Raw genomic sequence first — 19,317 nt, 5'->3', positions numbered from 1 at the left:
AACCTAAAACCCTATCAGGGATTGAAACTCGTGGATGAATGACACGGGGCAATTTTCGAGCCGCCGGAAAAAACCTAAAACCCTATCAGGGATTGAAACAGAAAGATGTCATCTGTGTCTCGTTCGCAGGTTAAGCCGGAAAAAACCTAAAACCCTATCAGGGATTGAAACCCCTACTGGTTGCCGGAACATCTCAGACCACTCCGCCGGAAAAAACCTAAAACCCTATCAGGGATTGAAACAATTTAATGCTGCGAGATTTTCGCACCAATTTAGCCGGAAAAAACCTAAAACCCTATCAGGGATTGAAACATCGCACCTTTGAAACTTACTGCCAAAGTGAGTGCCGGAAAAAACCTAAAACCCTATCAGGGATTGAAACAATAATCCATGTGCCGTACCATTTCCAGTTACTCGGCTGCATGCCGGAAAAAACCTAAAACCCTATCAGGGATTGAAACGTTGAACAAACTCCACCGCGCTTGGTTTGCTCGAGCCGGAAAAAACCTAAAACCCTATCAGGGATTGAAACATTGGGCGCTGCTAGCTCCCAGGGGTTTCGGCGGTGATTGAGCCGGAAAAAACCTAAAACCCTATCAGGGATTGAAACAAGAAAAGCCCACGCCGACGGGCCATCAAAATCGCCGGAAAAAACCTAAAACCCTATCAGGGATTGAAACTCCTTCCCTTCTCCGGGGCGCGTTCCCTCTGGGCTTTTTCGCCGGAAAAAACCTAAAACCCTATCAGGGATTGAAACAATCAGGCAACTCTGACAGGAACGCGGCTATCCAAAGCCGAAAACAACCTAAAACCCTATCAGGGATTGAAACTATGGGTCAAGCTAGTTAGCGCTTGAATGGCAAGTGTACGCCGAAAACAACCTAAAACCCTATCAGGGATTGAAACGCCAAATCCCTTCAAGATTGTTGCGAGAATATTGAAGCCGAAAACAACCTAAAACCCTATCAGGGATTGAAACTTGTATCTTCCGAGCGAATCTTCCTGCCAATCTGGCCGAAAACAACCTAAAACCCTATCAGGGATTGAAACATTGGTGTAGAGCCAGGATAGGCGATGAGTGCAGACGGCCGAAAACAACCTAAAACCCTATCAGGGATTGAAACAACCCCTAAAGCATACTACTTTTAATACTACTTTTGCCGGAAAAAACCTAAAACCCTATCAGGGATTGAAACCCAGCACTTCCTACACTCTCGCCACACTCTCGTAGCCGGAAAAAACCTAAAACCCTATCAGGGATTGAAACCTTTTATACTATGGCAAGTGAACTAAAAAATCAAGCGCCGGAAAAAACCTAAAACCCTATCAGGGATTGAAACATAGAAGCAAAAGCGAAACTGGTTGCGCTTTTGCCAGAGCCGGAAAAAACCTATTTCCCCATCTAGGGCTTGAAAGACCCAAACTACAAAATTATTGGCTCAAAAATAGACCTCTCCTCTCTCTTTCTATCTCCTCCCATAACCTCAAGCAATCGATCGACTACACGCCTCCAAGTAAAATTTTCAGCCACAAAAGCCGGGCCCGCAACCCTCGCTTTCGCAGCCAATCCAGGCTGTTCGATCGCCCTTTGCATCAAATCAGTCAAATGTTCCCACTCAGGAGCTAATATAAATAAGGTTTCCCCGTCACTTACCACACTCATAAATTTACTTTCAATCCGCAGTGCAAAGTCCGATCGCGTAAAATCATCTGTAGGGCCGCCCGCAGTGCAAATAACCGGCAAACCGCAAGCTGCAGCTTCCAACACCGGCAGATTAAAACCTTCTGCCAAATAGGGAGAAACATAAACATCTGCTGCTTGGTAAAACTCAGCTATTTGAGCAAAAGATAGCTGGCTACCAGTATAAATTAATCTTGGTAAAACCCTCGCTCTTTCGGCATCGTTGAGCACAACTCGGCAGGCTTGGGCAATCTCGTCTCTCGACGGATAAAGCAGTTCAGAACCTTTTAAAACTAATCTCGCATCGGGATATTTGTCAACTACCGCAGCGAAGGCTTTTAATAAAGGGCGAATACCTTTGCGATCGGTTTGTCCTCCGATGTTTAAAAATATAAAATAGTTTGACCAGCCCAAGCTTTGGCGCAGTGATTGACGCCGATCGCCCGCAGCAGGATAATAAATCTGAGGATCGACTCCCAAAGGTACAACGGCAATGCGATCGGCCTCAACTCCGCTGCGAATTAAGCCGGCTTTTGACCACGCCGACGGTGTAATAATTTTCGTTTCTGAGTTAACCGGAGTTTGGGCGATCGACTTAACACCCATCGCCTGTAATACTGAACTCGTAACAATCCCCCATTCTGTGGCTGCAAATACCCAAGTTTGAGCGCTGCTGGATGCCGAGAAGTCCCACGGGCAGTACATTCGCAGGGTAACATCCGCTGACTGATTTACCCCAGGGCTCTTAATGCTGCGAAGTAATGTTTCATTTGGGCGATCGAATAAACTAATTTTCGTCTCCCAAGCTGCGTCAATGTAGGGCATATCGCGGTGGAAAAGCTCAATTTTTCCTCGCGGGCGAGCGAGCATTTCCAGCAGTTGAAATTGATTGGCTACGCAATAGGAATGATAAATAAAACGCCAGCCTTCAACAATAATCTGCAATTCAAAACTCCCGCTTTTGGAATTAAAAATTTAACTAATAATCAGAAATTGGTAATTAGTAATTAGCCAGCAAAAATTACCAATTACCAATTACCAATTACCAGAAAGAATAGGTTTACAGCCAGAACCCCGATCAGGAGAAATTAAAAGAAGACTGTTCATTACTCCAATCCTCTTCCTTCCAGGTAGATGTCGGTATCCCAGGTCAACTGTCAACTGTCAACTGTCAACTGTCAACTGTCAACTGTCAACTGAACAATTCCTTACTTAATCACTTGCCAATCCATAATCCGCCACTGTCCCTCTTGACGGATCAAGTCGTAGCGCACCCGCAGGTTTTCGTTGCGCGAAGAAACGAGTTGAGAACGATCGAACACTTCGGCTTTTTCCGAGACTTGTGCTTCTACTTGGGCGCGATCGGGATTAGTCGGATTTGTGGTAACTCCATTAACTTGCAGCTTGTGTACATAACGCTGGTGCGCGTTGTTACGCTGTTGAGCTTCTGCCATCAATTGCCAGCGAGACAAAGCCGGTTCTGTGAGAACTCGCCTTAATTCTTCGACAGCGTGATTGGGGCCCAAAGCCGCTGCTTTCGCCGATAGCCAGCCTTGAACTAAGTCTTTTGCTGCTACCTCATTGATTTCTCCCGACACTGCGCCTGCAGCGCTCGGCTCTGGGGCCGCGGCCACGGCAGGGATTTCCAGCGGCGGTTCTTCCAGGCGGACGAGGGCTTGCTCTCCTTGGAGGGGGCCCGATAGGGCTTGCATCGCGCTAGCCAAGAGACTGAGTATTAACCACAAAAGTAACAGGCTCACGACACCTGCGACTAGAAACAAAGCCAGCCTGTTTGGAGGCATGGACTTGACTTGGGCGGTAATTTCTGCTGCCTTGGTGCGCGCTCGATCGGCAAAATCGCCCTTTAGCCCTTTGCCGGTTGCTCCGCTTCGCCCTGAATGTTGGCGTCTGCGATGTTTGGAAGTCGATTCTGCTGGGTGTGGCACTGTCGCTATCGGGATAGACACGGGGGCAACAGCGCTAGGCGCGGCCACCGTTGCCTGGGATTTCGCGCCCGAAGCTGCGGTGGAAGCGTCGCCCGGTACGGGGGTCAAGGTGACTGTACTGGCTCCCTGCTTGGCTGTGGGTGGCTGTGCCGGTATGGCAGCGGGCGATCGGCCTGCTGTCGGTTGCAGTCGCCCTGGCTGCTTGCCGGCGCGGGGCTGCACGACGACCCATTCGTTGGCGGTTTCTGCGTCCTGTGGCAAAGCTTCTAGGTAAGCTTGTACTTTCGGGTCAGCAAAGTAGTCTTTCAAGGACACTGACTCGTTGGCCAAGTCGCGGAAGTGGGGAAACACTTCTTCTTGTAGCCAATGTTCGGCGTACAAGCACAATCCGGGCAACAAGTCGGGTGAATCTTGGGAATGTTCGCGAATGAAGGCCAGGGGTTCTTTTTCCGAACTCAGTTCGAGGGCTCTGCTGGCTTCTTCTGTTTGGCCCAGCAGCAGGGAACAGACGGCTTTTTCCAGGTGAACGTCTTGGCGGCGACCGAGCTGCATCAGCATCAGCTTGGCGCGACGGATCATCGATGGCTGTCTGGCGGCAAATCCTTGGGCTAACAGGGTGTAGACCGAGAGGTAAGTGGCGACTGCGGAGGGGCGGCCGGCTTCGGCTTCAAATAGCGCCTGCTGCTCGCTGCTGGTTAGGTGTTTACGCATTTGCTGCACGAACCGGAGGAAGTCTTCTATTCCTAAACCGGATCGATCGTCTCCCGAACCGTCGATACCGCCTCGTTCTTGAAGCATTTCTCGCAGGATTTCCAGTCCCTTGCGACGCTCGGCGACTTTTTCTTCGGGAAGCGATAATAGCTCTAAAATGTTGTACGGACGGAGTTTGTATATGTCGGCTTGCATTTCACCCCTCACGCTTGCAAATAGGCTTTCGCGCAGCAGCAATTCTTGACCTGCTTCTAATGATTTTGCGGCATTTTCGTACTGACCTTGCTGCCACTGTTCGCGGCCGAGTTCTAGACAGGCAAGGCTGACGGTTAAAACTATATCTGGCCTCACGAGCTGAGGGTCGCCGAAACGACCTTCTGCGATCGCGATGCTGCCATTGTTAAGATACGGGCGACCCAGCTTCTGTACGAGTTCGTATTCTCCCAGTTCTTGCAGTATGAGCAGGGCTCCTACGAATTGGTTGTCATCGATTTCAATACTTGGAGTGTGGGGGTCGGGAGCAGCCTCTAAAGCCTTGGACTCTGCCGGAGCGGTTTCTCCTGCGTCTTGCAGGAAGGTGGCCGGGCCTGCTGAGGTTTTTGACCTCTGGTGCTTGGCTTCCTGTGCGGCTTCCGACTCTCGATCGTAAGTTTTGGCTAAAAAACTGGCATCGTAAGCTTTGCGCCCCTCTGAGTCTGACAGAACGGCGCAGGCTTCATCGAGCAGTTGTTTGCGGGCGACGATCGCAACTTCGGAATACTCCCTGCGCGGAAGCTGTAAAGTTCGATCGCGGTGAGCCTGCTGCAACTGTTCGGCAGTAGCTTGAATCGGTAGACCCAAAATCCGGTAGTAATCTAGTGGAATTAACACTGTCCACTTCCCCAAAGCGCTAGCAACTGAATTAGCCTATCTTAAGTGAGATACTCCCGCAAACCAAATCAAAAATTCTGGTGTTGGCTTCCAACCACCTAATTCACGGTATGTTGGAGTTACCGTAGAGATCCTCTGATTTTTTTCCCTCTACAGCGTTTTACAGTGAGGAAAATGGAAAGCCCCACTGCCCCTGAGCTAAATGAGTTGTTTGACTCTTGAGCATTTTCGGGTTTGAGAGTAATGGAATTATATCATTGGTTGGCATGGGGTTTGGATGGGAGTTGGTTCTCCGAGTCCGGGCAATCCGCCCCGATGGCCAAACTCATTTTAACAATTGGTGAAGTGCTGCACAGCAAAGGTGCGATCGTTTTCTGCTGCGGTTGTGTCCCATCTCGGTTTAAATTTAGATGTCTAGGAAGCCGATCGTCGGGTATTAATTATTTATGGTTCAGGAACGGACTTTACCAGTTTTTGACGCGCAAAGCGTAACCATTTCTCGGGATGAGGGCTTGATGCTCTACGAGGATATGGTCTTGGGGCGCTATTTTGAGGACAAGTGTGCTGAGATGTACTACCGGGGCAAAATGTTTGGTTTTGTCCACTTGTACAACGGTCAGGAAGCTGTGTCTACTGGCGTGATTCGATCGATGCGTCGGGATGACACCGATTACGTCAGCAGCACCTACCGCGATCACGTTCACGCTTTGAGCGCGGGCGTCCCGGCGCGGGAGGTAATGGCGGAGTTGTTCGGGAAGGAAACTGGTTGCTCGAAAGGCCGCGGCGGTTCGATGCACATGTTTTCGGCCGAACACCGACTGTTGGGAGGTTATGCTTTTGTGGCTGAGGGGATTCCTGTAGCTACGGGGGCGGCTTTTCAATCGAAGTACCGGCGCGAAGCTTTGGGGGATGAAAGTTCCGATGGCGTGACTGCTTGTTTTTTTGGCGATGGTGCTGCAAATAACGGGCAGTTTTTTGAGTGTTTGAATATGGCGGCTTTGTGGAAGTTGCCGATTATTTATGTTGTGGAAAACAACAAATGGGCGATCGGGATGGCCCACGAGCGAGCTACTTCTGACCCGCTGATTTACAAGAAGGCTCATGCTTTTGGCATGGCTGGTTTTGAGGTTGATGGGATGGATGTTTTGGCGGTGCGGGAAGTGGCGAAAGAAGCTGTAGCGCGGGCGCGGGCCGGCGAGGGGCCGACTTTGATTGAGGCTTTGACTTATCGCTTTCGCGGCCATTCTTTGGCCGATCCTGATGAGTTGCGTTCTAAGGAAGAGAAGGAATATTGGTTTCCCCGCGATCCGATTAAGAAGTTGGCTGCTGAGTTGATCGATCGAACTTTGGCGACTGCTGAAGAATTGAAAGAGATCGATAATAAAATTCAAGCAGTAATTGACGATGCAGTGGATTTTGCTGAGAAAAGCGCCGAACCAGATCCTAGCGAATTGTATCGGTTTATCTATGCAGAAGATGAGTAAGCTGTTGTGCATTTAACTTGTATGTTTAGGGCGGGCAGGATGCCCAACCCCTACTCCCCACAAGAGTGATATATCCCCGTAGGGACACGGCGAAAGCCTTTGTCCCTACTGCACTTCCTAAACCAGAAATACGCTGTAATATCAAATCCGTTAGCATCGGAATAGTAAATCCGAGTTCACTGTTCACTGTTCACTGTTCACTGTTCACTGTTCACTGTTCACGGCGTCAACAGTCAACCGTCAACCGTCAACATAATTCCGGTGTAACCGGAAATGATATAAGACTTACGTACAAACTTTACTTGTAGGGTGTGCATTGCGAACCTTACTACCATCAATTGGGGCTAGAATCAAAGGTAGACTTTCTAGACGAAAAGAGGCGATATGATAAATCTCGATCGCGATCTAACTCAAGCCAGCAAAAATATGGGTGCAGTTCGAGTCAAAGTCAAGCTAACGAATGCCATTGATGAAGCCTTAGTGAGTCGAGGAGTGCTCAATCCAAATCTGTTGCGCGTGTACGAAGCAGAAGCACTGATAGATAGTGGCGCAGTCAGAACTGCGTTACCTGCGGATGTAGTAGAGCAGCTCGGTTTAAGAATTCGGAGTCAGGAAATAGCAAAATATGCTGATGGCCGACAAGAAACAGTGGGATTAACAGGGCCTGTTATCATTGAAATAGAAGGGCGCGAGACAATAGAGGCGGCAATGGTTTTAGGCGATATGGTGCTAATCGGTCAAACTGTGTTAGAAACTTTAGATTTGCTGGTAGATTGCAAAAATCAGCGTCTAGTTCCCAATCCCCAAAATCCCGAAAGACCTGTATTGAGAGTTTAATACTAAATGCCTTCTAGAAGTAGTTTCCTTGGATAGAATCAAGTTGAATATCGAGAGGTTCTGAAAATTATCTGAGCTTGTCAGAACCAAGCTTATCTTTAAAGAGTTGTGCTTGATTTCTTACCATGTCCCTCGACTTCCCCAGTCCTCACTTATTTCTTTTACAGCATATTCCATGTAGATGTATATCGCCAGAAACCGGGTTTCTTGAACTGAATGATTACCAGAGGCGAGAACTGTAAAGAAACCCGGTTTCTCTGGTGTACTTAATAAACCTGGAATACGCTATATCTGCTATTCCTTGATTGAGAGAAAGATAAACGCCTGAGAAGTCGGCGCAAAATAAATAAACACAGTAAAACCCCGACTGGACAGTCTGAGTTACAAGCTTGTTAAATATTGCTATCCAAGGAACTTTAGCCCAAGAACCATTCCCTGCAGAAGCTTTTACCCTATAGATTTCTGGTAATTCCAATGAAGCACTTATTGATTTCGGCACTACATTTCTGACATAACTAGCAAATGAATGTCCCTGGAAGTTTTCATTACTGACCAATGGATATTTCTAAAGGATTTTTTCAATGGACTCTCTAAGCGTCATAACCAATAATTAATGTTGCATCTTCAATTTAATTATCGTGCCTCACCAGCAGCTTTCAAATATTAACCCTGCCGATAACCTAGAGTATAACCCTTAATTATACCGCAACTGCGGTATAACATTTTATACCAGGTGTCAACTCCCGCAAACTACCGCAAGATTACCCGATCGCCCATCCTGTATATCGCAGCAAATGCAGCGCCACCCCCAACCCGCAAATCTCCCTTGCAGAAAGTAGCACAAACGTGATACGGTATAAGCTTGTGTCCAAATAACACCAGTTCATGCCAAAACTCAAAACTCGCAAAGCAGCCGCAAAGCGCTTTAGAGCGACCGGCAGCGGTAAAATTGTGCGCCGTAAAGCTTACAAAAGCCACTTGCTACAGCACAAAAGTTCAGCTCGCAAAAGCCGTCTATCTAAGCTGGTCGTCATCGACGAGACCAACGATGCTAACGTGCGGTTAATGCTTCCATACTTGTAAAGTTTAACGGAAATTAAAGATGACACGGGTAAAACGCGGTAATGTCGCCAGAGCGCGCCGCAAAAAAATTCTCAAATTAGCCAAGGGTTTCCGAGGCGCACAGTCGAAACAGTTCCGCACAGCTAACCAACGGGTGATGCAGGCCCTGCGTAACGGTTATCGCGATCGCAAAAAACGCAAACGTGATTTCCGCCGCCTGTGGATTGCTCGGATCAATGCCGCATCGCGCCAGCACGGCACGAGCTACAGCAGACTGATCGGCAACATGAAGAAAGCCAACATCGAAATCAACCGCAAAATGCTGGCACAAATGGCGATCGTTGACCCGGCAACATTCGGTAAAGTCGTGGAAATGGCTAATCGAGCCGGAGCCTGAAATCTAGCTTGATTTTCAGAATGCACAAAGCAGAAGTAAGAAAGATTTAACTGTCTGCCAGAGAAGGAAAACTCCTGATGAATTGAGGAGGTTGAGACCAAGTTTCCTTCTTTGTTCTTACTTCTGGATTTTTGCTTTTTCAGAAATCGCGATCGGGCCGGTCGATCGCTATTTCCTTGTTTTTTATACAGTTGCAGAGGCCAATCTCAGAGATTGCTAGGGCCTTAAAATAAATAAAACCTTCCACAGACATACCTAAATTTAAGAAAAACATGGATAGTAATTTGCTCATTGTTTACCTGACAGTCCTGCTCGCTATACTCGGCAGCAGTTCCTGGTTTGTGGTGCGCCAGATTCTCAAAACTAGGAAGCTGGAAATGTCTCTGGAACGCTTAGAAAATAAGCTGACGGTAGAAAAAGGAACAGCACAGGAATACTACGAATTAGGAAGTATATATCTAGATAAGAAGCTTTACTCCCAGGCGATCGTACTGTTTCAAAAAGCCCTGAAAGCCAAAGACTTAGAAGGCGAAGAAAATCAAGCTGTTATTTACAACGCCCTCGGTTTTGCACACTTCGGCCAAGAACAGTACGACATCGCGATCCGCCAGTACAAAGAAGCCCTGAAGTTGCAGCCAGAATACGTTACATCTCTCAATAATCTGGGTCACGCCTACGAGCGCAAGAAATTAACAGCTCAAGCCTTGGAAATGTACGAACAAGCTCTCGCCTGCGATCCAGACAATACCACGGCCAAACAGCGAGTAGAGTCCCTTCGGAAGCGTTTGGTAATCTATAATTGAGCGCCCCTGTTAGGAGCAATAGAGATCCCGCAAACCTGGTTTCATTCAGAAACCGGGTTTTTTCTTAACATAGTCCAAGATACTAAACTATCCAACACATTAATGCGTTAGTTTTTAAGAACAGGAATTCCAAGTGACGCTCGATCGCACACCGTCCCAGCACTTTAAATTACTGTCAAGATAAAAACAGTACCTGCAACGCCGGTCAGTCCTAAACAATAGAAGGAGGAGAACGTAGTGACATCAATTCTCGTTGTCGAAGATTCGTGGTTGACTCGCAGGGTAATCTGCAAAATCCTGCGAGCAGAAGGATACGAGACTTGGGAAGCATCCAGCGGCCCAGAAGCTCTAGAACTGCTCGGCACTAAAACCCCAAACTGTATGCTCTTAGATCTGCTGATGCCGGAGATGGAAGGTAGGGAAGTCCTGCAAGCCATGCGCGATCGAGGATATAAAATTCCAGTGATCGTAATTACCGCAGACATCCAAGCAACCACCCGCTCCGAGTGCATGGAACTCGGAGCCCTGGCAGTCATTCACAAAATGCCCAACTCAGACGAACTAATCGGGTGGATCAAAAAAGCTCTTAGTGTCAGCGAGGAGAGCACACAATGAAATTAAGCACTCGACAGCTCGATGCTTTGCAGGAACTCGTCAACATCGGGATCGGTCAAGCCGCAGGGGTTTTGAACGACATGATCGACTCCCCGATTCGCTTGCAAATCCCCTACCTTCAAATCCTGACTCCCATCGACGTGGAACAAGAGTTAGAGCAACACCTCAACGGCGAGCAAATCGCCGCTGTCCAGCTCAAATTCACAGGCTCCTTTGGAGGCATTGCCCAGCTAGTCTTTCCCACAAACAGCGCTGCCCTGCTGGTGACAATGCTTACAGGGGAAGAAGCTGGAACTCAGGATCTCGATTCAGTCAAAATTGGTACGCTAAGTGAAGTGGGAAATATTGTAATTAATGGGGTCATGGGTGCAATCAGCAACGTACTTCAGCAGCGCCTGAACTATTCAATTCCCACTTATAGCGAAGGGACGATTGCTAGTTTGCTGATATCTGGCGGTTTAGCTACTGATACAGTTGTTTTATTAGCCCAGACCAGTTTCATGATTGAAAGGCTTCACATTGAAGGAGATATCATTCTTATTTTCAATGTTAATTCCTTTGACACCTTGTTGACTGCTATCAATCAACTTGCCGGGGGTCTATGATTGAGGAGAGCAAAAGTATTAAGGAAAAGTTTGGGGTTCTCGACAGCGTACCAGTCGGCGCCTGCTTGCTGCAAGATGATTTTGTGGTGCTGTTTTGGAACACTTGTCTGGAAGAGTGGACTAAAATTCCCCGCAGCCAAATATTGGGAACAAAGATCACAACCCATTTTCCTCACCTGAGTCAGTTAAAGTACGCCACTCGCTTCAAGCAAATCTTTGCAGGAGGCCCGCCAACAATTTTTTCTTCTCAAATTCACAAACACCTGATTCCGGCAACTTGGCAAGACGGCCAGCAGCGAATTCAGCAAACTACTGTGACTGCTGTGCCGGCACTGGAGGCTGGCATAGAAGAACAGGAGATTAGAGACTGGGTTCTCCATACTCTTGAGTTGGAATCAGAGGGTAGTGTCGGAGTCGGCTCATCAAGAAGTGCTTTTGTGTCTAGGGAATCTCCACCCTCAGCTTCGTCATCAATATGGCCGGGGGTCAATGCCCCATCGTTCTACGCGCTGCTGGTGATTCAAGACGTGACCGACCTCACCCATCGCATCCAAGCTTACCGCACAATGCGGGATCAAGCTGTGGAAGAAGTGCAAGTGCGTCAGCGGGTGGAGGAAGAATTGCGATCGAGCCAGCATTTCATCCAGCAAATTGCTGACGCGGCGCCTTATTTGCTCTACATCTACGATTTGACCCAACGGCGCAACGTCTACGTCAACGGTCAAGCTTCTAAATTGCTGGGCTACACTCCCCAAGAAATTTTACAGATGCAAACTGCTTTGTACTCGAGTTTGGTGTACCCAGAAGATTTGCCGAGGCTCAAAGCCCACCAGAAAAAATTTCCCTCGACTCAAGACGGGCATATTTTGGAGTTGGAGTATCGGCTCAAACATCGATCGGGCGAATGGCGCTGGTTTCGCTGCCGCGACCAAGTTTTCGCCCGCACAGCCGACGGCTGCCCCAAACAAATTTTCGGCACCGCTCAAGATATCACCGAGTACAAACGGGCACAAGAGGCGCTGCGGCAGCAGAACGAACGAGAACTGCTGATGGCGACGATTACTCAGCATATCCGCCAGTCTCTGGATTTGGGTGAAGTGCTCAGCACGACAGTGACAGAAGTGCGTCAGTTCCTTCAGGCCGATCGAGTGATGATCGTCCGCTTCAACCCCTGTACGGGCAGTGTCTGCGCCACCCCGGCGACGGGGGCGGTAACAGTGGAATCTGTAGCTGCCAACTGCAAGCCGATGTTGGGGGAAACCCTGGAAAAGTTCTGTTTTGACCAGTTCTATCTCGAAGCGTACCAACATCGAGCGATCCGACCGATCGCCGATGTTTTGGCCGCGGATTTGCCGCAATATCAAATTGACTTGCTCGCACAATTCGCGGTGAGAGCTTATTTGGTTGTGCCTTTAGTGCAAGGAGAAGAGTTATGGGGGCTGCTGATGGCCCACCAGTGCAGTCCCCGGCAGTGGATGCAGTTGGAAGTAGAGTTGCTGTCTTCTCTGGCCACCCAGTTGGCGATCGCCATCAAGCAAGCAGAACTCTACCAGCAGTTGCAAGCGGCCAACCTCAAGTTAGAGCGCTTGGCTACTTCGGACGCACTCACGCAGCTAGCAAACCGCCGACGGTTCGATCAGTATTTAGAAATGGAGTGGCGCAGACAAGCGCGGGAACAAACGCCCATGTCCCTAATTCTGTGCGATATTGATTCTTTTAAAAGTTACAACGATACTTACGGGCATCAAGGCGGAGACGAATGTTTGCGACAAGTCGCCGGGGCGATCGCCAATGCAGTCAATCGCCCCGCCGATTTAGTAGCTCGCTACGGAGGCGAAGAATTTGCCGTTATTTTGCCAAATACCTCGATTCAAGGCGCAGTGATCGTAGCCGAACACATACAGCTCACAATCGCAGCTTTGCAGGTTCCGCACGCTGGTTCTCAGGTGAGCGAGTACGTCACTCTCAGCCTGGGCGTAGCGAGTATTGTTCCTGCATCTGAATCGGGAGCCGAAATTCTGATTGCCGCAGCCGACCAAGCGCTTTATCAAGCTAAACGGCTTGGGCGCGATCGTATCCAACTTTACCAGCCCGATCCTGCTGCTGGCAAGGCGAATGGGACAGGCACTTCGATACTTCCTGTAGATTTTTCTCTCCCAAACACTAATTTACCATCTCCCACCAGCGCTTGACGAATTGCCATATTTGTTGATTCCGAGTAGTTATACCACTCCGCAAAAAAAATGCCACTGTAAGCCCGCGATCCAAACCCTGATCTCCCTCTTCTGTCACTCTGCGGATTAAAGAAGTAAGAAATAAGCCAGCTCATCCAGATAAATAAAAGGGTTGGAATTGATTTATTGGATCAATTAAATCGTTGAACGCAATAAATAAATTAGGATTTGGGAATATTTGTAATGAAGGATAAATCAACCCAAATATAAGGATGGGTTGGATAAGCTGTTGTGCATTTAAACTGTGATACAACACTCCCCCTTTTTTGTGATTTTTCGTCCCCATTTAATCATTAACTCTCCTTCATTTAAGAGGCGATTTAATAAATACTCTAGGTCTTCAATGGATGTAAAAAGTCCATTAACAATATATTTTTTATCGAATACCACACCAATTAAATTAAGTTCTAGTGGGGACTCGATTCGGGAAGTAATTATCAATTAATCTCAAATCCGTTAGCATCGGAATAGTAAATTCGAGTTCACTGTTGACGGTTGACAGTGAACAGTCAACCGTCAACCGTCAACCGTCAACATTATTCCGGTGTAACCGGAAATGATATAAGATTAGGTATTTCTGTTTCATTTTTTTGAGGTACTCTTCTTTTTTATAAAAACTGACCTGTCACCACAACTCCAGAATAATTAACCTTCTTTCTGGCATCGGTTACATCATAATAAAGCGAATCTGTTGCCGAACTTCCTTCTTCAACATCTGCTATATCATTGAGGGTTGCAGGTTCGGGATGCTAAAATCAAGCCGTACCATTTATCTATTGGTATTTGCTTTCCGATCCTAAATCCTAAGTTTTCAATAATTTGTCGGGTTTCCGCGTGAGTGTGACCAGACCACAAGTGATATTCTAAAGAAAGGTTTTGCACAAGTTGCCAAGTATCTCGATCTTCAAATAACAGCCATTCTGCACCTTCGCAGTCTACTTTGGCTAAATCGACGCTACCACCGATTCGCTCGATCGCCCTGCGAAATGATATCATTGGTATTTCGCCACTTTCGCTAACTGTCGATCGGGTTTTTCCCGAAACTTCGCGAATGTCGAGGACTACTTTACCATCTCGGCCTCCTACTGCTTCCATAAAATATGTAAAATTTGCGATTTGAGATTGATGTTTAAGGTAATTTTCTAGGTAGGGATTAGGTTCGTAGGCGTGAATTACGGCCTGGGGAAACCTGTTCCTCGCAGCAATCGGAAATAAGCCGACATTGGCTCCAATATCAATAATTGTCATCAGCGATTCAGATAATTGCTCGACTCCGTAGCAGTCGTCTAAAAGCACTTCTATAAATTCTCCGTCCATGCCTTTCTCTGAAGGCACGTTTACTTGATGCTGTTTTCCTTGCACAATCACTTGTTCGGGCAATTGAAAGTTAGCAACTCTGTTAAATTTAATCCCTAACTTTTTGGCTCGAATTTGGCGCTGCACCAGTTGCTGAATTTTATGGACAAGCATAGGGAGAGATTGAGATGTGTTTTAATGTGAAAATAACGTGAGATGATGGAAAAGCCTCTAGGTAAGGTAATACTTCACATTTTGCACCGCTTGTAAATCGAGTTTATGTCTGCGAATTCAACCTGAATGCGAGAGTTTTAGTCAACCAATGCGGCTGATTACGAGTTTGTTGAGAAGGCGCTAGATATCATTACATAGAGTTATTTTTTTGTTTATAAGAAGAGTAAATTGAGAGTGCATCTGCTTTAATAATATATGTCAAAATACGCTTCAAAACACGGAATTGAAAAATGTTAGAGTTCGATTCCCAACGATTGAAGAGTGCTTCCTATCTTTGACACAGTAGACTTTTTGCCTGAATCAAGTAAGTTAACTAGACGTTTGTGCTGGAGACGACACTCACAAGCTTGATTTGCCACAAGCGCTAGCCTTCACCCCCAAGCTGACAACAAGCCCATTATTCTCCAACGCAACATTTGTTCTTGAACACCTAGGTTTTAGCACCTGCTTATAGCTGGTAAAAGTATAGTCATTTATAGACAGACATGGGAGGCTTGCTGTCCCTCCCCTTTCGCTTTTACTTCAAGCGGATTGACCCTTCTTAAGCTGAACTACGCAGCTCCCTATCAAGAAAGCTGAACGCATTTGGGATTGCTTTTCTGAGAATGTTGTACGAGCCATTCACGTCAGAATTAATCAACTGACCAGTCGATGTTTTGTACAAACGCTTAATCCGTTTTCCAGTAAAAACAGGCTCTTTTTCTGTTTTTCCGTAAACAGGAATTGGATCTAAACCCAGGAAATTTGCTTTCGATGTGTAGGATTCTTCATTCACGATTACCTTAATTCCCACCAAAAAAGCTTTGTACTCCAACATTTCAATTAATCGAGCATGAGGAATACTAACAAAGTTTTGGTTAGTCTGCTTTCCAATGTTTATATCGGTTTTCCACTGTGCATTTTTGCCAATTACTAGCGTCCCAATTTGTTGCTTTACCAAAATATCAACAATCATTCGACTCGCATGATGCAAGTAATTGTCTACTTTTTGATTACGGCAACGAGTTAGTCGCTGAATCCGAGGTGAAGTTTTGCGGTTCCCTTTCAATTGGGATTGCAATCGTGAAGAGCGCTTGTTGTAAAACTGGTTGATCGATTTCAATGGTCGCCCGTTAATCAACATTGGGATAAAACCCGGTCGATTTGAAGTTAACGCCACTAAATTATTCAATCCCAAATCAATACCGGCTGCAAAGCTATTGTCCTTAGCGGTGGACTCCGGCTCATTATAAATTACCTCAATTACATAGGAATCGCATTTCGGAATTAATCTAACTTGACAAATTCGGTCAGGGTTAATTTTAGTCTTAATTGAGAGTTCAGTACCAGAAAGTTTGAGAATTCCGCTTCTTAATTGTTTGCTACTAATCGCCTGAATCGTGTAGACGAGAAGGTTGCGCCCCTTAATCTTATCTTTGTACTTTGGTAACTTTGGACGACCAGTGAATTTAGAAGAGTCGGCTTTGTAAGCTTTAGAAGCCTCAAAGAACGATTTCCAATTCTTGTCGAGCACCATCAAGATTTGTTGACTCACTTTGGCAGGTAAAGCCTTGTATGCCTCGTGAAACTTCATCAATCGATTCATCTCGTTGTAACCGACATAGCCCCATCCATAAATAAAGTTCTGACGAATGACGTAGTTAGCGGCATTGTACAGATTCTTGGATTTGAAAGCTAATTGGTCAATTTCCGCGAAACGGGATTCTGTTGATTTAATGATATGCCTTTCTGCTAATTGCATTCAGCATCTCCATCTTTCAATTCGGCAATTATCTTTTCTGTTTTTATGTTGGCGCGTCGCTGTCCGTAAAGTCGAGCAGCAAAGCTAGTAACTATAGCCACTAAGTCTTGCATCAATTCATCTTTTCCATTCTCGGCTAGGTTGACTATTTCTAACTTAACTCCCAATCGTAGTAAGAGAACATCTAGATAGTTTGTGCCAAATCGAGCTAAACGGTCTTTGTGTTCAACTAATAAAATGTCGTAGTCATCTTGTTGTAGTAGTGCCTCTAACTGTTTTCGATGGTCGTTTAATCCACTGCCAATTTCTTTGACATTTTTAACAATTTGATAACCGTTAGCAATGGCATATTCAGTTAATCTCTCCGATTGGCGGTTGAGGTTATCTTTATTTTCTGAAGATGAGACTCGACTGTAAATAGCGACTCGGTTCTTCTTGACTTGGCTTGATGGCGATTGTGGCAAGTAGTCAACTATAATCAGACCGCTTTCCGTCTGCCGTGCCGGATGTGGCAGTTTGTTTGCCTTCCACCAGCGCCACGCTGTGGTGTAACTTATGCCTATTGCCTTGGCGTAGTCAGGTAGTTTCATTTCGACCTCCTGACTACATAATACCACCATCGCTCATTACTGCTTATAAAGTTAATGAAGTTTTACAATACGTCCGGTGAGGCTGGCAACCACCGCCACTAACTCAGCAGCATCTACGGGTTTGGTCAAATGTATCTGAAAACCTGCTAATAGTGCCTGCTGACGATCGTCATTTCGGGCATAAGCCGTCAGCGCGATCGCGGGTAGCCTACCGCCCCGCTGCGCTTCAAGTTGACGCAACTTGCGGATCAGGGAGTAGCCATCCTCATCCGGCATCCCAATATCGCTCACTAAAACATCGGGGCTGCGATCGCTTGCGGTTTCGATAATGGTCAAGGCGTCCTTTACCGAAGCAACAGCCATGACATCAGCACCATACTTTTCCAGAATCGTACTCAGCAACTCTAGCGCGTCAGCCTCGTCCTCTACCACTAAGATTTTTAAGCCTTGAAGGGTCGATGAGCCCTGAAACCTCCCATTCGCCTTGACGATCGAGTTTAAGGGCTCTGGAGCGCTGGGTGGTAGATGGATAATCGTCACGGGCAGTTTGACTGTAAAAGTCGTCCCCTGTCCTATCCCTGGACTCACTACCGTTACAGTCCCGCCATGTAATTCAACTAATTGACGCACAATGGCTAACCCTAAACCCAACCCCCCATAACTGCGAGTGGTCGTGCTGTCGTGCTGGCTGAAGCGATCGAAGACAAACGGTAGAAAATCCGAGCTGATGCCTGCCCCAGTGTCGCTGACAGTAATTTCAACATGGGAATTAACCCGCTGCAAACGAATCTCGACTCGCCCGTCTTTAGGCGTAAATTTGAGGGCGTTAGAAAGTAGATTCCACACAACTTGCTGCAACCTATCGGCATCACCCAAGAGCGGGCCAACCTCAGAATCGATCCGGCTTTGCAGGCGAATTGACTTTGCCTCAGCCGCCAAGTGTACAGACTCAATCGCCGATTCAATCACCGGCACGAGGTTGACAGGACGGACTTGGAGGCGCAGTTTACCCGTGATGATGCGAGAAACATCGAGGATGTCTTCGATGAGCTGGGCTTGAGACTTCGCGTTTCGCTCGATCGTCTCCAAAGCCCGCGCCACCTTATCCTCACTGAGGTTTTTCTGCCTTAACATCGTTGACCACCCTAAGATGGCGTTGAGAGGAGTTCTGAGTTCATGAGAAAGAATCGAGAGAAACTCATCCTTGGCACGGTTGGCGGCCTCTGCGTCTGCCCGAATTATTTGTTCACGCATCAATAATTCGTCTTTGGTGCGATTAGAGGCTTCCAGTTGGGCAGTGCGTTCCTGCACCCGTTGCTCTAGCTCCACATTAATCGCCTGGATACGGCGGCGACTCTCTTCTAGTTCCTGGTTTGTAAGGGCGAGTTGGGCTGGACTTGGCGCATCGAGCGCCACTGGAATTAAGGGAATCAGTAAAAAGGTGAACGTATAGAAAGACCAAACACCAGTGAGAGCTTTGATCACTCCTGAAACCCAATAAATGGGGTGCCAAAGTGTCACTATTCCCATCAGGTGCGTGGTGCCACATAAGGCAAAGATAAAAAAGAAACCAACCAGCAGCATCACCGTGTGGGCAGGCAGATCCTTACGCTCAGTCGTAAAGTAAACAATGGCAACCGCCACCGAATAATAAGCGAGGGTAGTCAAGGCATCTGACGTTAAGTGCAGCCAGACTAACCCCGGTTTCCAGAGGTAACAATGCCCGTGAGGAATGAAATTACTAGAAAAGAAGGTGCTCAAGAGGTTAGGCATATTAGTTTACGGCGCTGTCAAGTTAATTTAGGGGGTGTCATCAATTCAACCAGATGACCGCAGCAGCCAGAAGAATCGCACGCCGGAAAGTTCACCGCCCTAGGGTGATAGCGCGTCGCGATTCCCTGATACTGCTTCAGCTTGGGGAAAAAGTTCTTAATCAAATCACGGGGTTTGTAAAATTCAGCATCGTAAGTTTGCAGGGTCTTGCAATTGCGGCGAGGTGAAATGACGGTGGTCTTCCCCTCGGCATTGAGGCGGTCAATCACACGCTGATCTGGATCATAGCCCTTGTTAGCCAGCAGTGTATCCGCCACCAGTAACGGCTGCAGTTGGTCGCCTCCTGCTCGCGTCACCAGTTTGTCGGGGGGTTGACTAACAGTGTATAGTTTTCCAACAAATGCCCACATTTGCTAACAAACGCTGTAAGATGAGCAA

General features: G+C 47.2%; 15 protein-coding genes, 1 pseudogene and 1 CRISPR repeat array (1 of these 17 running past the window's edge). Of the genes and pseudogenes, 8 read left to right on the top strand and 8 right to left on the bottom strand.

The features are described from left to right. Window positions 1-1,340: a CRISPR direct-repeat array (repeat unit 37 nt; unit sequence GCCGGAAAAAACCTAAAACCCTATCAGGGATTGAAAC) (it extends 3,329 nt beyond the left edge of the window). A gap of 83 nt (window positions 1,341-1,423) precedes the next feature. Next, the gene (locus tag QUB12_RS12865; RefSeq protein WP_333307058.1) at window positions 1,424-2,626 is read right to left on the bottom strand and encodes a glycosyltransferase family 4 protein; all 1,203 of its coding nucleotides are present in this window, start codon (window positions 2,624-2,626) and stop codon (window positions 1,424-1,426) included. Window positions 2,627-2,889: 263 nt separating this feature from the next. Then, window positions 2,890-5,208, bottom strand: coding sequence for an IMS domain-containing protein (locus QUB12_RS12860; RefSeq protein ID WP_333147128.1), 2,319 nt, complete (start codon window positions 5,206-5,208; stop codon window positions 2,890-2,892). 446 nt (window positions 5,209-5,654) lie between these two features. Here QUB12_RS12860 and pdhA point away from each other — a divergent pair, with 446 nt between their 5' ends. Continuing rightward, on the top strand, window positions 5,655-6,692 hold the full coding sequence (pdhA, locus tag QUB12_RS12855) for a pyruvate dehydrogenase (acetyl-transferring) E1 component subunit alpha (protein WP_333147130.1): 1,038 nt from the start codon (window positions 5,655-5,657) through the stop codon (window positions 6,690-6,692). A 384-nt stretch (window positions 6,693-7,076) separates the two neighbouring features. Next, on the top strand, window positions 7,077-7,529 hold the full coding sequence (locus QUB12_RS12850; protein WP_333147132.1) for a clan AA aspartic protease: 453 nt from the start codon (window positions 7,077-7,079) through the stop codon (window positions 7,527-7,529). 220 nt (window positions 7,530-7,749) lie between these two features. Here the strand turns inward: QUB12_RS12850 and QUB12_RS37585 are convergent, their stop codons facing one another. Further along, complete coding sequence (locus QUB12_RS37585; RefSeq protein WP_445252092.1) at window positions 7,750-8,085, bottom strand: MrcB family domain-containing protein; 336 nt, start codon at window positions 8,083-8,085, stop codon at window positions 7,750-7,752. A 329-nt stretch (window positions 8,086-8,414) separates the two neighbouring features. On the opposite strand from QUB12_RS37585, the gene rpmI reads away from it, so the two are divergent. The 6 genes from rpmI to QUB12_RS12820 all read left to right on the top strand — a co-directional run bounded on the left by rpmI (window position 8,415) and on the right by QUB12_RS12820 (window position 13,203). Beyond that, window positions 8,415-8,612, top strand: coding sequence for a 50S ribosomal protein L35 (gene rpmI, locus QUB12_RS12845; protein ID WP_006634164.1), 198 nt, complete (start codon window positions 8,415-8,417; stop codon window positions 8,610-8,612). 19 nt (window positions 8,613-8,631) lie between these two features. Continuing rightward, a complete protein-coding gene (rplT, locus tag QUB12_RS12840) occupies window positions 8,632-8,988 on the top strand; it encodes a 50S ribosomal protein L20 (protein ID WP_015178606.1) in 357 nt (118 codons plus the stop codon). 272 nt (window positions 8,989-9,260) lie between these two features. Beyond that, on the top strand, window positions 9,261-9,791 hold the full coding sequence (locus QUB12_RS12835) for a tetratricopeptide repeat protein (RefSeq protein ID WP_333147134.1): 531 nt from the start codon (window positions 9,261-9,263) through the stop codon (window positions 9,789-9,791). A gap of 237 nt (window positions 9,792-10,028) precedes the next feature. Further along, window positions 10,029-10,406, top strand: coding sequence for a response regulator (locus tag QUB12_RS12830; RefSeq protein ID WP_333147136.1), 378 nt, complete (start codon window positions 10,029-10,031; stop codon window positions 10,404-10,406). Further along, a complete protein-coding gene (locus QUB12_RS12825; RefSeq protein WP_333147139.1) occupies window positions 10,403-11,011 on the top strand; it encodes a chemotaxis protein CheC in 609 nt (202 codons plus the stop codon). Before QUB12_RS12830 ends, QUB12_RS12825 begins: the two co-directional genes overlap by 4 nt. Beyond that, window positions 11,008-13,203: a diguanylate cyclase domain-containing protein gene (locus tag QUB12_RS12820; RefSeq protein WP_333307055.1), complete on the top strand. Its 2,196-nt coding sequence runs from the start codon at window positions 11,008-11,010 to the stop codon at window positions 13,201-13,203. The genes QUB12_RS12825 and QUB12_RS12820 overlap by 4 nt, the downstream gene beginning before the upstream one ends. A gap of 765 nt (window positions 13,204-13,968) precedes the next feature. Here the strand turns inward: QUB12_RS12820 and QUB12_RS12815 are convergent. The 5 genes and pseudogenes from QUB12_RS12815 to QUB12_RS12795 form a co-directional block, all read right to left on the bottom strand. Beyond that, complete coding sequence (locus tag QUB12_RS12815; RefSeq protein ID WP_333307053.1) at window positions 13,969-14,715, bottom strand: FkbM family methyltransferase; 747 nt, start codon at window positions 14,713-14,715, stop codon at window positions 13,969-13,971. Window positions 14,716-15,248: 533 nt separating this feature from the next. Then, a pseudogene (locus tag QUB12_RS12810) lies at window positions 15,249-16,516 on the bottom strand (RNA-guided endonuclease InsQ/TnpB family protein). Further along, the gene (locus QUB12_RS12805) at window positions 16,507-17,106 is read right to left on the bottom strand and encodes an IS607 family transposase (protein ID WP_333147150.1); all 600 of its coding nucleotides are present in this window, start codon (window positions 17,104-17,106) and stop codon (window positions 16,507-16,509) included. Before QUB12_RS12805 ends, QUB12_RS12810 begins: the two are co-directional and overlap by 10 nt. 51 nt (window positions 17,107-17,157) lie before the next feature. Further along, complete coding sequence (locus QUB12_RS12800) at window positions 17,158-18,879, bottom strand: ATP-binding protein (protein ID WP_333307050.1); 1,722 nt, start codon at window positions 18,877-18,879, stop codon at window positions 17,158-17,160. 17 nt (window positions 18,880-18,896) lie between these two features. Next, window positions 18,897-19,289: a hypothetical protein gene (locus QUB12_RS12795; RefSeq protein WP_333307048.1), complete on the bottom strand. Its 393-nt coding sequence runs from the start codon at window positions 19,287-19,289 to the stop codon at window positions 18,897-18,899. Window positions 19,290-19,317: the final 28 nt, after the last annotated feature.

Source organism: Microcoleus sp. B7-D4, assembly GCF_036705125.1.
Classification (GTDB): domain Bacteria; phylum Cyanobacteriota; class Cyanobacteriia; order Cyanobacteriales; family Microcoleaceae; genus Microcoleus.
The sequence above is the reverse complement of the archived record's forward strand: the minus strand, read 5'-3'. Positions and strand labels throughout refer to the sequence as shown.